The sequence below is a fragment of the Grimontia indica genome (assembly GCF_000333895.2).
GTDB classification, from domain to species: Bacteria; Pseudomonadota; Gammaproteobacteria; order Enterobacterales; family Vibrionaceae; genus Enterovibrio; species Enterovibrio indicus.
In genome coordinates this window covers 72,749-85,793 of the sequence record NZ_ANFM02000012.1, presented here as the reverse complement: position 1 = coordinate 85,793, position 13,045 = coordinate 72,749, and the positions used below count along the sequence as shown (strand labels likewise).

General features: G+C 50.4%; 12 protein-coding genes. 5 read left to right on the top strand and 7 right to left on the bottom strand.

Features of this window, described 5'->3' with window-relative positions:
* The first annotated feature begins 137 nt into the window (after positions 1-137).
* The 4 genes from D515_RS07075 to yacG are packed head-to-tail and all read left to right on the top strand — an operon-like array spanning position 138 to position 2,575.
* On the top strand, positions 138-1,007 hold the full coding sequence (locus D515_RS07075; RefSeq protein ID WP_002537394.1) for a prepilin peptidase: 870 nt from the start codon (positions 138-140) through the stop codon (positions 1,005-1,007).
* Between the two features lie 3 nt (positions 1,008-1,010).
* Complete coding sequence (gene coaE / locus D515_RS07070) at positions 1,011-1,610, top strand: dephospho-CoA kinase (protein WP_002537392.1); 600 nt, start codon at positions 1,011-1,013, stop codon at positions 1,608-1,610.
* A gap of 12 nt (positions 1,611-1,622) precedes the next feature.
* Positions 1,623-2,363: a cell division protein ZapD gene (gene zapD, locus D515_RS07065; RefSeq protein ID WP_002537391.1), complete on the top strand. Its 741-nt coding sequence runs from the start codon at positions 1,623-1,625 to the stop codon at positions 2,361-2,363.
* A gap of 14 nt (positions 2,364-2,377) precedes the next feature.
* Entirely contained in the window at positions 2,378-2,575 is a 198-nt protein-coding gene (gene yacG, locus D515_RS07060; protein ID WP_002537389.1) for a DNA gyrase inhibitor YacG, read from the top strand.
* 83 nt (positions 2,576-2,658) lie between these two features.
* Here yacG and mutT read toward each other — a convergent pair whose 3' ends face one another.
* Together mutT and secA are read right to left on the bottom strand one after the other, a co-directional pair.
* Positions 2,659-3,063: an 8-oxo-dGTP diphosphatase MutT gene (gene mutT, locus D515_RS07055; protein WP_002537388.1), complete on the bottom strand. Its 405-nt coding sequence runs from the start codon at positions 3,061-3,063 to the stop codon at positions 2,659-2,661.
* 329 nt (positions 3,064-3,392) lie between these two features.
* Positions 3,393-6,119: a preprotein translocase subunit SecA gene (gene secA, locus D515_RS07050; RefSeq protein ID WP_039849732.1), complete on the bottom strand. Its 2,727-nt coding sequence runs from the start codon at positions 6,117-6,119 to the stop codon at positions 3,393-3,395.
* A gap of 429 nt (positions 6,120-6,548) precedes the next feature.
* Here secA and D515_RS07045 point away from each other — a divergent pair, with 429 nt between their 5' ends.
* Positions 6,549-7,013, top strand: a complete 465-nt coding sequence (locus D515_RS07045; RefSeq protein ID WP_002537384.1) for a DUF721 domain-containing protein — start codon at positions 6,549-6,551, stop codon at positions 7,011-7,013.
* A gap of 63 nt (positions 7,014-7,076) precedes the next feature.
* On the opposite strand, the gene lpxC is transcribed toward D515_RS07045, so the two are convergent.
* The 5 genes from lpxC to murC all read right to left on the bottom strand — a co-directional run bounded on the left by lpxC (position 7,077) and on the right by murC (position 13,045).
* Entirely contained in the window at positions 7,077-7,994 is a 918-nt protein-coding gene (gene lpxC / locus D515_RS07040) for a UDP-3-O-acyl-N-acetylglucosamine deacetylase (protein WP_039849731.1), read from the bottom strand.
* Positions 7,995-8,114: 120 nt separating this feature from the next.
* Positions 8,115-9,296, bottom strand: coding sequence for a cell division protein FtsZ (gene ftsZ, locus D515_RS07035; protein WP_002537380.1), 1,182 nt, complete (start codon positions 9,294-9,296; stop codon positions 8,115-8,117).
* A 33-nt stretch (positions 9,297-9,329) separates the two neighbouring features.
* On the bottom strand, positions 9,330-10,586 hold the full coding sequence (gene ftsA / locus D515_RS07030; protein WP_002537378.1) for a cell division protein FtsA: 1,257 nt from the start codon (positions 10,584-10,586) through the stop codon (positions 9,330-9,332).
* 11 nt (positions 10,587-10,597) lie between these two features.
* Entirely contained in the window at positions 10,598-11,374 is a 777-nt protein-coding gene (locus D515_RS07025; RefSeq protein WP_002537377.1) for a cell division protein FtsQ/DivIB, read from the bottom strand.
* A 207-nt stretch (positions 11,375-11,581) separates the two neighbouring features.
* Complete coding sequence (gene murC, locus D515_RS07020; RefSeq protein WP_002537375.1) at positions 11,582-13,045, bottom strand: UDP-N-acetylmuramate--L-alanine ligase; 1,464 nt, start codon at positions 13,043-13,045, stop codon at positions 11,582-11,584.

Sequence of the window (13,045 nt, the reverse complement as noted above, 5' to 3'; positions counted from 1 at the left end):
TTTGTGCCGCTAACTGCTTCATTTCACATGGAGCGAAGCGGCACAAGTCGTTATCATACCCAGGGTCTGTTGACCTTTAATGATGGTCAACCACCAAAGCTCAACAGACCCTACCACCGTTTACACAGGATTGATTGATGGACTGGCTTTTTGACTCCCAAGGTCTGTATGTTTTTCTCGCCTCGCTGTTTGGCCTGATCGTGGGCAGTTTTCTCAATGTGGTGATTTACCGCTTTCCCAAAATGATGGAAAGCCAGTGGCGGCAGGAGTGCCATGAGTGCTTTCCTGATGACATGCCGGCTCCAAAGGAAAGCGACATCTTCAACCTGAGCTTGCCACGCTCTCATTGCCCTTCTTGCCAAGCGCCGGTTCGCGCTATCGACAACATTCCTGTGTTGAGCTGGCTGATCCTTGGCGGTAAATGCCGCTCATGCAAAACTAGAATCAGCGTTCGCTACCCTCTTATCGAAATCCTGACAGCGGTCCTTTCAGGTTTTGTGGCATTCACCTTGACTGGGTATTGGTCATTAGCAGTAATTGGCGCGACTTTCACACTTGTCGCCCTTTGCTTTATCGACCTCGACACCATGCTGCTGCCGGATCAAATGACACTTCCTCTGATGTGGGCAGGTCTTTTGCTCGCGCTTGTTGGCGTTTCTCCGGTGTCGCTGCAAGATGCCGTTATCGGTGCGATGGCGGGTTATCTCTCTCTTTGGACTGTATTCCAACTGTTTAAGATCCTGACAGGCAAGGAAGGAATGGGATATGGTGACTTTAAGCTATTAGCGGCTCTTGGCGCCTGGCTTGGCTGGCAAGCGCTGCCGATGGTGGTGCTGATGGCCTCGTTTGTCGGCGCCATTGGCGGCATCATTATGATGCGTGTCAAAGGCACCGGAAAAGAAACACCTTTCTCATTTGGCCCTTATCTCGCGATTGCGGGGTGGATCAGTTTACTCTGGGGCAATAAGATCATCGACTGGTACTTAACTTCTTATCTGGGTTACTGATTCATGGCATACGTGGTAGGCGTCACAGGCGGCATTGGTAGTGGAAAAACCACGGTTGCCAACCTGTTCGCGGAAAAAGGCATTGAAGTGATTGATGCCGATGTGATTGCCAGACAAGTGGTTGAACCTGGCTCTGAAGGCTTGAAAGCCATTTCAGAGAAGTTTGGCGCTTCCATGCTCAATGACGACGGCACGCTGAACCGAGGTGCACTGCGCGGGCATGTTTTCTCTCATCCAGAAGACAAGGAATGGCTCAATGGTCTGTTGCATCCCAAAATCAGACAAGAGATGATGACCCAAACCGCTCAGGCCAAGTCACCATATTGCCTGCTGGTCATTCCCCTTTTAGTGGAAAACGGTCTTCAATCACTTTGCCAGCGTGTACTGGTTGTCGATGTCAGCGAAGCCACGCAGGTGACCCGGACCACCCAACGGGACCAAGTGCCAGAAGAGCAGGTCAAAAATATCCTCGCCGCGCAGGCTACTCGTCAACAGCGACTCGAAGCAGCTGACGATATCATCTTTAATGAAAATGACAGCAAACCGTTGTCAGAACAGATTGAAACACTGCACCACCAGTATCTCGCTCTGGCGGCGCAATAAACGGGAAGCAAGATGAGCAGTGACACCCTTTACGAGCATCCCCTGACTGAGCAGGTTCGTGTATACCTGCGTCTTGAGTACCTTCTCGATCAAATCAACCAATCTTCCACGCTGACTGATGACGGCCAGTGGCGCGTCTTTTTTCGCAGCCTGTTCGACTTGGTTGAGATTCTTGAGCAGGTACAGGTAAAGGGCGACCTTGCCAAGGATTTAGAGAAACAGCGCGCCAAGCTAGAAACTTGGCTCGACGTCCCGAATGTCGATACTGAACAACTAAAAGCGTTGCTACTTGAAAGCCGCCAGATCCAGCAAACATTGCTGCAGGGTTCGCGCCTTGGCCAGAAGCTTCGTGAAGATAAGTTTCTGTCATCTATCCGCCAGCGCTTTTCCATTCCTGGTGGTACCTGCAGTTTTGATTTGCCGTCTCTGCACCACTGGCTGAATCTGCCGCTGGCACACAAGCAATCTAATGCGGAGCAATGGAAGCAGACTCTGGCTCCGCTGGATAACGCGCTAAGCTTTTGGCTGCGTCTGACCCGCGGCAGTGCAGGTCTTCAGCCATGTACGGTGGTGAATGGGTTTTATCAGCAGGATGTAGAAGGGGCGAATTTACTGCGCATTCAAGTCTCTACCGAATACAATGCTTTTCCGCTGGTATCCGGCCATAAGTCGCGCTTTGCCATCCGTTTTATGCCATTTGATGAGAGTCAGCCTGTCCCAGACATGATGGCTTTATCTCTGGCAGTTTGTTAATTAATGAGGTTTTTGTGAGTCAAGAAAAGCCAACCATCGTCAATTGCCCACAATGTGGTATTCCTGTGGTTTGGGGCGATGTCAGCCCATTTCGTCCGTTTTGCAGCAAGAAATGCCAACTGATTGATCTTGGCGAATGGGCCGATGAAGAAAAGCGTATTGCCGGTGCACCGGATATGTCTGACAGTGACGGCTGGTCAGAAGATAACTAAAGATCAGGTTTCTAAGGACCTAGGTCCTAGGTCCTAGGTCCTAGGTCCTAGGTCCTAGGAGCCCATTTTCCACACTAAAACATTCAACCCAGTATCTCGCGGATTTTGTCTAGCACCGGATCATTTGCTTCGGGGAAGGTGTAGTTTGCTAGCTCGCTGATAGCCACCCATTCCCCTGGTTGACCTTCTTTACCAAACGGTTCGCCATCAAACTCTCTGACAAGAAAGAAATCGAAAGCCAACGCTTTGTCTGGATAGTCATGCGCCAGTGAAATAAACGGCTCAATAGTCTTAGCGGTAATCCCCACTTCTTCTTCAAGCTCTCGCTTAACCGCTTCCAGAGCAGATTCGCCGTCTTCGACTTTACCACCGGCAAATTCCCAAAAGCCGCCTTTGTGAGCCTTAGCTGGACGCTGGGTGATGAAAATCGCATTGGCTTCAGGGTTCAAAATGATCCCTGCAGCGATATGAAGTCGTTTCTTTTCCATTTAATTGTCTCACTTCCATAAAAAAGGCCGCTGAGCGGCCTTTTCTTTTGCGTGCTTAGGGGCTGTTGACCTTTGGTGGTTAAATTTTGTTCTCGCTATAAGCGTTTTAGGCGCGGCGAGGTGTGTGCCGCCTAGTCATTCTAAGCAAATACACCTCAACAAAGCATAAAACGCTTAGAGCAGAACCCTTCGGGCAGCGTTTGTGGGGAATTTCTGCGGCGTTATCGGCTTCTCATGTAGGCCAGCTACACATCGAAGCCTCTGCCTTGCATAAAATCCCCCACAAACTGCTGCAAAAATCATCACCAAGGGTCAACAGCCCCTAGGGTTTAATCAATCTTACCGTGGCACTGCTTGAACTTCTTACCGGAACCACAAGGGCAAGGCTCGTTACGACCGACTTTACGGCCATCACGAACCACAGTTTCTGACGAAGCGCTTTGTGATTCGCCGTCAGCCAATTGGTTTTCCGCTTCGGCATGGTTCATTTGCTGGCGGCGCGCTGCTGCTTCTGCCTGCGCGCGGCGCTGCTCTTCCATGCGATCCACTTCTTCAGGCTGCTGAACACGCACTTTACTCAGTGTCATGATTACGTCTGATTTCAGCGACTCAAGCAAGCCTTCGAACAGTTCAAACGATTCGCGCTTGTATTCCTGTTTCGGGTTCTTCTGCGCATAACCACGCAGGTGGATACCCTGACGCAGGTGGTCCATTGCCGCCAGGTGCTCTTTCCAAAGCGTATCCAGCGTTTGCAGCATGACCGCTTTTTCGAAGTTGCGTAGGGTTTCAGCCCCCACAGCCGCTTCTTTCGATTGGTATACATCAACGATGTTGTTCAGGATCTGCTCACGCAGTTGCTCTTCATACAACTTGTCGTCGTTGTCCAACCACTGCTGCAAAGGAAGCTCAACGTCGAAGTCAGCTTTCAAGCGACCTTCAAGTCCTGCGATATCCCACATCTCTTCCAGAGATTGTGGCGGGATGTACTGATCAATCACCGCATTGACGATGTCTTCACGGTTTTGCTCAATCATTTCGCTGATATCGCTGTTTTCCATCAGCTCATCACGTAGCTCGTAAACCACCTTACGCTGGTCGTTAGCGACGTCATCGAATTCCAGCAGCTGCTTACGAATATCGAAGTTACGGCCTTCCACTTTACGCTGGGCGTTTTCAATCGCCTTGTTCACCCATGGGTGCTCAATCGCTTCGCCTTCTTCCATACCCAGCTTCTTCATCATGTTCGACACACGCTCAGAAGCAAAGATACGCATCAGTGAATCTTCCATCGACAGGTAGAAACGGCTTGAGCCTGGGTCACCCTGACGACCAGAACGGCCACGTAGCTGGTTATCGATACGGCGAGATTCATGACGCTCGGTACCAATGATGTGAAGGCCACCCGCCGCTTTCACTGCGTCATGACGCTCACGCCATTTCGCTTTGATATCGTCAATTTGTTGCTCTGAAGGGTTTTCCAGCTTAGCAACTTCAGTCTGCCAGCTACCACCCAACACGATATCGGTACCACGACCCGCCATGTTGGTCGCGATGGTCACCGCGCCCGGCGCACCCGCTTCAGCAACAATGTCTGCTTCTGATGCGTGGAATTTTGCGTTCAGTACTGAGTGTTTAACACCCGCTTTCTTCAGTGCATTCGAAAGCAGCTCTGATTTTTCAATCGACACCGTACCCACCAGTGAAGGCTGGCCTTTCTCGCTGCGTTCTTTGATATCTTCGATGATCGCGTTGAATTTCTCGCGTTCAGTCATGTAAACCTGATCCGCCATATCATCACGGACCATTGGTTTGTTGGTTGGAATAACCACGGTATCCAGACCATAAATTGACTGGAATTCGAACGCTTCGGTATCTGCGGTACCTGTCATACCTGACAGACGATCGTAGAGACGGAAGAAGTTCTGGAAAGTGATCGATGCCAGCGTCTGGTTTTCATTCTGGATCTTCACGCCTTCTTTAGCTTCGACAGCCTGGTGTAGACCTTCAGACCAACGACGGCCAAGCATAGTACGGCCTGTGTGTTCGTCAACGATGATGACTTCATCGTCTTTCACGATGTAATCAACGTCTTTCTCAAACAGTACATGTGCACGCAATGCGGCATTGATGTGGTGAAGCAAAGTGATATTGGCTGGAGAGTACAGGGTGTCGTGCTCTTCCATCAGGCCATTTTTCTTCAGCAGCTCTTCAACAAACTCCTGACCGGTTTCTGTCAGGTGAGCTTGCTTGCCCTTTTCGTCGACAGTGAAATGGCCGTCACCACGGTACTCTTCGCTGTCTTCTTTGTCCTGGCGAACCAGTTGAGGGATCAGCGCGTTGATACGGGTGTACATATCAGAGCTGTCTTCTGCAGGGCCAGAAATAATAAGAGGAGTACGCGCTTCATCGATAAGGATGGAGTCAACTTCATCCACTACTGCAAAGTAGCGGGAGCGCTGAACGCGGTCTTCGGCACGGAATGCCATGTTGTCGCGAAGGTAATCGAAACCAAACTCGTTGTTCGTTCCGTAAAGAATGTCTGCAAGGTAGGCTTGCTTTTTCTCTTGCGGATGCATGTTCGGCACGTTCACGCCAACCGTCATATCCAGGAATTCAAACAGCGGACGGTTGGTTTCGGCATCACGCTTCGCCAGATAGTCATTCACTGTGACGATGTGAACGCCTTTGCCCGTCAGGGCGTGCAGATAAGCTGGCAGGGTAGCCGTAAGGGTTTTACCTTCACCGGTACGCATCTCTGCGATTTGGCCATTGTTCAATACCATGCCGCCAATCATCTGAACGTCGAAGTGACGCATGCCGTAAACACGCTTAGACGCTTCACGCACGGTAGCAAAGGCTTCCGGCAGAATAGCGTCCAGTGATTCACCTTGCTCGATACGTTGGCGATATTCAGCAGTTTTGGCTTTCAGCTCTTCATCGCTGAGCGCTTCAAATTGCGGTTCAAGGTTGTTGATTTCATTTACAACTTTGCGAAGGCGACGCAGTGTGCGGTCATTGCGGCTTCCGATTACTTTGGTAATTAGTTTCGATAACATGGCTTTGCCGTTTCTCTCATTTTGTCGCTTTAGCGTATTGGCCAAAGCCTGGATCCAGTGCGGCAGAGAACAATCAGCATATCCCTCTGCCAAAATTCTTTCGGAAGAATTAACGATGCGTTATAGCGTTGATCTGGTGCCTTTGGAGTCAGATTTCAAGGCCTGAGAATCAGTTAATCACGCTAAGGTACTTCAAGGCTGATTATAATAAGGCATATCTATCGCTCATCCCACCTGTAATGCGGGTTCATCGACTTTCGTTGACAAAAATTAGAACCCGTTCATTGACTAGAACCTTTTTAGTGCAGTTTATGTTCAGTTGTGGTGCAAAGTTATTACTCCATATCAAGGTTTATGCAGGGATGACATGGAGAGAACAGCCGGGAATTGATACTCTTTAACTAAGCCAATTTGGGATAACAGACATCAATGCGAGACCATCGACCACAAGCCGCCCAGGAGCTGCTGGAAAACTCATTGACCGGACAGGTGCGTCAACGAGCCATGGCGCTATCCCAGCTCAATGAGCAGGTTCAGGCTTTGCTTCCTGCCCAGTCGGCAAAACAATGCCGCGTGGCGAATTACCGTGATGGTATTTTGATTCTGGAATGCGGATCTTCTTCATGGGCAACAAGGCTCAACTATGACAGACATACCCTGATGTCAGCGCTTCGACGAGACACTCTCCCGTCTCTAATGACGATTGAGATTAAGGTAAACCCTGCGCTGGCTGTTGACCTTGTCAGAAAGGAAGAGACTGAAGAAGCGGAGAAAAAGTGGCGTAAAGTGAGTCCAATGGCTGCAGAATATCTCAAGGCTATTGCGGAAAGCGCGCCAGATAAGGTCAAAAAGCGGCTTGAAGCCATCGCAGCGATGTCGAACCGAGAAGACTAATCACCTTCCCGCAGCCATAAAAAAACCGAAGCCAAGGCTTCGGTTTTTTCGCTGTTCTTTTGCTTACGCCAGAACCATACCTGGTTGTGCGAATGTCACTGGGAGCGTCTGCTCATCTTCAAATGTCGCCCATTCCCATGCTTCCTGATCAGCCAGTACTGCACGCAGCAACTGGTTATTCAGTGCATGGCCTGACTTATAAGCGCGCATTTCACCAATGATGTTGTGGCCGCACATGTAAAGGTCACCAATGGCATCCAATACTTTGTGTTTCACCAACTCATTGTCAAAACGCAGGCCTTCTTCGTTCAGGATGCGGTAATCATCAAGGACAATGGCACAATCAAAGCTACCACCAAGGCACAGGTTGCGCGACTGGAGGTACTCGATATCACGCATGAAGCCAAAGGTACGTGCGCGGCTGATGTCTTTGATGAAAGACTGAGAAGAGAAGTCCAACACCAGATTTTGCTGTTCAGCTTCAATTGCCGGGTGATTGAAATCGATGGCGAAGTCGAGGCGGAAGCCGTCATACGGCAGCAGCTCTGCCCACTTGTCGCCGTCTTCGATGCGAACAGGTTTCTTAATGCGTACAAAACGTTTTGGCGCATTAAGTGTTTCAATACCCGCAGATTGCAGCAGATAAATGAACGGGCTAGCACTGCCGTCCATGATTGGAATCTCTGGTGCATCTACTTCGATAATCACGTTATCGATACCCATACCAGCCAGAGCAGCATTAAGGTGCTCGACGGTTGAGATACGTACGCCATCATCATTAACCAGTGCAGTACACAGCATGGTATCGCGTACAGACGCTGGATCCGCCGGAAAATCTACCGGTGGGTTCAGGTCAGTACGGCGATAAATCACGCCTGTGTTCGCTGCAGCCGGGCGCAGGATCAAGGTGACCTTACGGCCAGAGTGCAAACCAACTCCGGTCGTCTGAACAATAGTTTTTAATGTTCTTTGTCTAATCATCTGCCATTCCCAACTGAATACTTGTTTTTGCGCCCCAAATCACTCATTACAGTGTCACACTAGGGCAAAACGGGCAGCATGATACCATGCTGCTGTATACAAACCAAGCACTGCCTATTGTTAATCCGCTTGTTTACGTAAAAACGCAGGGATATCTAGGTAGTCTTGTTCCTGTTTCGGCTTCGGTGCAACGTTAGAAGTCTGTGGTTGAACAGACGGTTCTGCAGGACGTCCACCTTGCACAGGCGTTGCCGCCTTTGGTGTTTCTTGCAAAGGTTGTGCCTTATTTTCTACAGGTGCTGGTTTTTGCTGTGTGCCTGGCACCAAAGTGATGTCCGGCTTACGCTCGTTACCAATACCTGTAGCGACCACAGTCACACGAAGTTCGTCACTCATTTCTGGATCCATGGACGAACCGATAACCACAGTGGCGTTATCTGAGGCGAACGCTTTAACAGTGTTGCCCACAGTTTCAAATTCATCCAGTCGCATATCAAAACCTGCCGTAATGTTCACCAGAACACCACGTGCGCCTGCCAGATCAATATCTTCCAGCAGTGGGCTTGAAATTGCCATTTCAGCCGCTTCTTCTGCACGGTCTTCACCGGTTGCTACGCCGCTACCCATCATGGCATGACCCATTTCAGACATCACAGTGCGGACGTCCGCAAAGTCGACGTTGATAAGGCCAGGACGGGTGATCAGCTCTGCGATGCCCTGTACTGCGTTACGCAATACATCATTTGCTTTCGCAAACGCATCCAGCAAGGTGATACCGCGCCCCAAAACTTTCAGCAACTTCTCGTTAGGGATAGTGATCAGAGAATCGACGTGCTTGGAAAGCTCTTCGATACCCTGTTCTGCAAACGCCATACGCTTCTTACCTTCGAAGCTGAATGGCTTGGTCACTACCGCTACGGTCAGAATGCCCAGCTCTTTCGCTACCTCAGCAATCACAGGAGCTGCACCGGTACCAGTACCACCGCCCATGCCTGCTGCGATAAATACCATATCGGCACCTTCGAGCTCAGCTTTAATCGCTTCGCGATCTTCCATTGCAGATTCACGGCCTACCTGTGGGTTTGCACCCGCACCCAGACCTTTTGTGATATCGCCACCAATTTGGATAACGGTGCTTACCGCTGTCTTGCGCAGAGCCTGTGCATCAGTATTGACAGTGATGAACTCCACCCCTTCAATTGACTCACGCACCATGTGCTCGACTGCATTACCACCGCCGCCGCCAACACCAACGACTTTAATTACTGCATCGTTGGACATTTCCATCATCGGTTCAAACATGTGTTCTCTCCGTCTTTCCTGTTCGCATCAGGTTTAAAATTCTTTCTTAAGCCAGCCACTAAGTTTACTGAACATGCCTGATACAGTTCTTTTAGGCTCCGGCTCGCTCGATTCGTTCAATAGGTTTTCTTTGCCGTAATGCAGTAACCCAACTGCAGTGGCGTGATAGGTTGCATTGACATAGTCAGTCAGCCCTGTCACACCATCAGGAAGCCCCACGCGTACCTGGTTCTGGAAGACGCGCTCAGCGCATTCCACCAGCCCATGCATTTGCGCAGCACCGCCCGTAAGGACGATACCTGCGGCCAATTGGTGTTTTACACCCTGTCCGCGCAGACGTTCCTGAACACGTTCCAACTCTTGCTGCACCAACCCCAGCAATTCGCTGCAACGCGGTTCAATGACTTCGGCCAGTGTTTGACGCTGCAGGCTCCGAGAAGGACGACCTCCAACGCTTGGCACATTGACCTTGGCATCTTTGTTCACCAACTCACTTAACGCACACCCATGCTTCACTTTGATTTTCTCAGCGTCGCTAAGAGGTGTACCGAAGGCATAAGCAATGTCGCTGGTGATGACATTTCCAGCGTAAGGAATCACGGCTGCATGACGCAAAGCGCCGCCAGTCCATACGGCAATGTCCATGGTTCCGCCGCCAATATCGACGACGCATACCCCCAACTCTCTCTCGTCGGCAGTGATAACTGCATGGCTTGCCGCCAGACCAGAGAAAATTAATTGGTCCACTTTCAGGCCACAACGTTCCACCGCTTTTTCGATATTTCGCGCGGTATCATTGTGGCAAGTGATAAGGTGCACGCTGGCTTCCATACGCACACCGGAAAGACCAACAGGATTTTTGATCCCTTCCTGATAGTCGATTTTGTATTCCTGCGGGATAACGTGCAGCACGCGCTGCTCGTCGCTGATCTTCACCGACTTCGCCGTGTGAATCACCATGTCGACATCATCCTGCGTGACCTCCTCATCGGAAATCGTTCCCATACCACGTTCGGTCTGGCAATGAATATGCTTTCCTGATAGCGACAGATAGACTGAACGAATCTTGCAATCAGACATCAGCTCTGCGTCGTTAACCGCGCGCTCCACTGATTTAACAACAGACTCAAGATCGTTGACACCGCCTTTATCCATGCCTTGTGAAGGCGTAGAGCCCACACCCAGCACATTGATCGCACCGTCAGGCAAAATCTCACTGACCAGAACAGAAACCTTGGAGGTTCCGATATCCAATCCAACAATCAGCGGTCTGTCAGTTGTTTGTTTCATTCCACCTACTCTCAGGTATTCTCGTCACTGGCTTCTACTTCCGGAGCTTTCCAGCCCACCGCAGCACCAGTGTCATAGCGCAAGTCCACATATTGAATCGCTCTGTCGGTCGACTTGAAATCATCAAGTAGTGCGACAAAGCGTTTTAATCGCTCGTTGCGGGACTCACGTCCTAACTCAATGCGCACCCCATCCCGGGTGACAATTCGCCACGAGCGGCGCTCATTGAGCGCCAAGGCAGCAATTTCTAATTTTGTTGGAGCCAGAATGCCACGCATTTCGCGCCACGCTTCCAGCACTTCTTTTTCGCTACCATCTGGGCCATGTAATGAAACTAAGCCCAAATTTTTTACCTCAGCAGGATCCGCGCCAAACACGTCCCCGCCAACATCCAAAAGAAACGATCCATTCCAGACTGCCTGAGGCTGGTATTCAGTCACATTGACTTTGATCGTATCCGGCCATTGCTTTCGCACGGCGACATTCGCGACCCAAGGCAGTGCAGAAATTGCACTGTGGATATCATCCACATCCTGAATCATAAAGCTGTTCAAACCACCGAGTTGTAGCACCGCATTGCGCACTTCCAATGGTGTTAAGTGTTCCAGCTCACCTTGTACAATAATCTGGGACAACGGCAATTGCTCTTCGTCCCCCATCCAGGTGATGACACGGAGCAATGACCAGAGGATAGCCAGAATGACAAATACTAAAAACACCAGCCCCCCCCAATGTTCTTTCAACATTGAAGGCTGAGCCGGCATGTCCTCTACGGTCACATTTGTCATATCAGGCTATTGCCTCTCTATCGTCAGGCAACCTGCGGCTTTGCCTAAGCAAAGCCGACCGATTATAACGGTCAGTTTGACAGGTCACCAACCCTTCTTGGCGTTGAAGTGATGAAGCTGAGATCAAATACATGCAAAACAACCAAAAATAGGTTAAAAGTTAGACATCACTCTGCCCAAGCTCAGTCATTCCGCATGTATTCAGGTTTATCCCTGCTCGCTCAACGCCTTTTTATCCAGCTTTAATTCGGCCAGTTTTCTAGCCACTTTACCAATATCACCTGCACCTTGTGTCAGCACCAGGTCGCCTGGTTGAATCACTGCGGCCAACGCTGCAGGTAAAGCATCCACATCCGGTACAAAGATCGGATCGATTTTTCCTCGGCCACGAATAGTGCGACAAAGACTTCGGCCATCGGCACCCGCAATTGGCGCTTCACCAGCAGAATACACATCCAGCATCAGCAGTACGTCAACCTGTTCAAGCACATTGGCGAAATCGTCATACAAATCTCGGGTGCGGCTGTAACGGTGTGGCTGGAACACCATGACCAGACGGTTATCTTCCCAACCCGCACGCGCAGCTTGAATGGTGACATCCACTTCGCTGGGGTGGTGACCGTAATCATCCACCAGCAGTGCATGGCCGTCTTCCACCGGGAACAAACCCAGTTGGTCAAAGCGACGGCCAGTGCCTTCAAAGCTCGCCAGTGCACGCAAAATAGCGTCATCTTCCACACCATCCTCCGTTGCCACTGCAACGGCAGCTGCCGCATTCAATGCATTGTGTCGGCCTGGAATATTCAGTTCAATATGAATCTCCGGTTTGCCAGCACGCAAAATGGTGAAAATACCTTTCTGGCCTTCCTGACGGTAATCTTTCAGGCGCACGTCAGCATCTTCCGAGAAACCATAAGTGATCACCTGACGTCCAATGCTTGGGATCAACTCACGCACCACAGGATCGTCAACACACATCACTGCCTGACCGTAGAAAGGCAACTTGTGCAGAAAATCGATAAAAGTCTGCTTCAGGTTGTCGAAGTTACCGCCATAGGTATCCATATGATCCGCTTCGATGTTGGTGACAATCGCCACCATCGGCTGCAAGTGCAGGAATGAAGCATCACTTTCATCGGCTTCTGCAATCAGGTAGCGGCTACAGCCCAAACGCGCATTGGTACCAGCACTTTTTACCAGACCACCGTTCACAAACGTCGGATCCAGACCTGCTTCCTGATAAATCAGCGTGGTCAAAGCTGTAGTGGTGGTTTTACCGTGCGTACCTGCAACGGCAATGCCGTGGCGGTAACGCATCAACTCGGCCAACATCTCTGCACGGCGAACCACTGGGATACGTGCAGCCTTCGCGGCAACCAGCTCTGGGTTGTCGTGACGGATAGCCGTAGAAACCACAACGACGCTAGCGCCATCGACATTGGTCTCAGCATGACCAAAGAATACTTTGGCACCTTTGCTTTCCAAGCGTTGGGTCACGGCGTTTTCTGACAGATCAGAGCCTGTGATCTCATACCCTTCGTTGATCAGCACTTCCGCAATACCGCACATACCGGCACCGCCAATACCCACAAAGTGAATGCGCTTCACACGGCGCATTTCCGGCACCATGGTTCGAATTTTTTCTAATTGATGACTATCAAATTTGCCCAT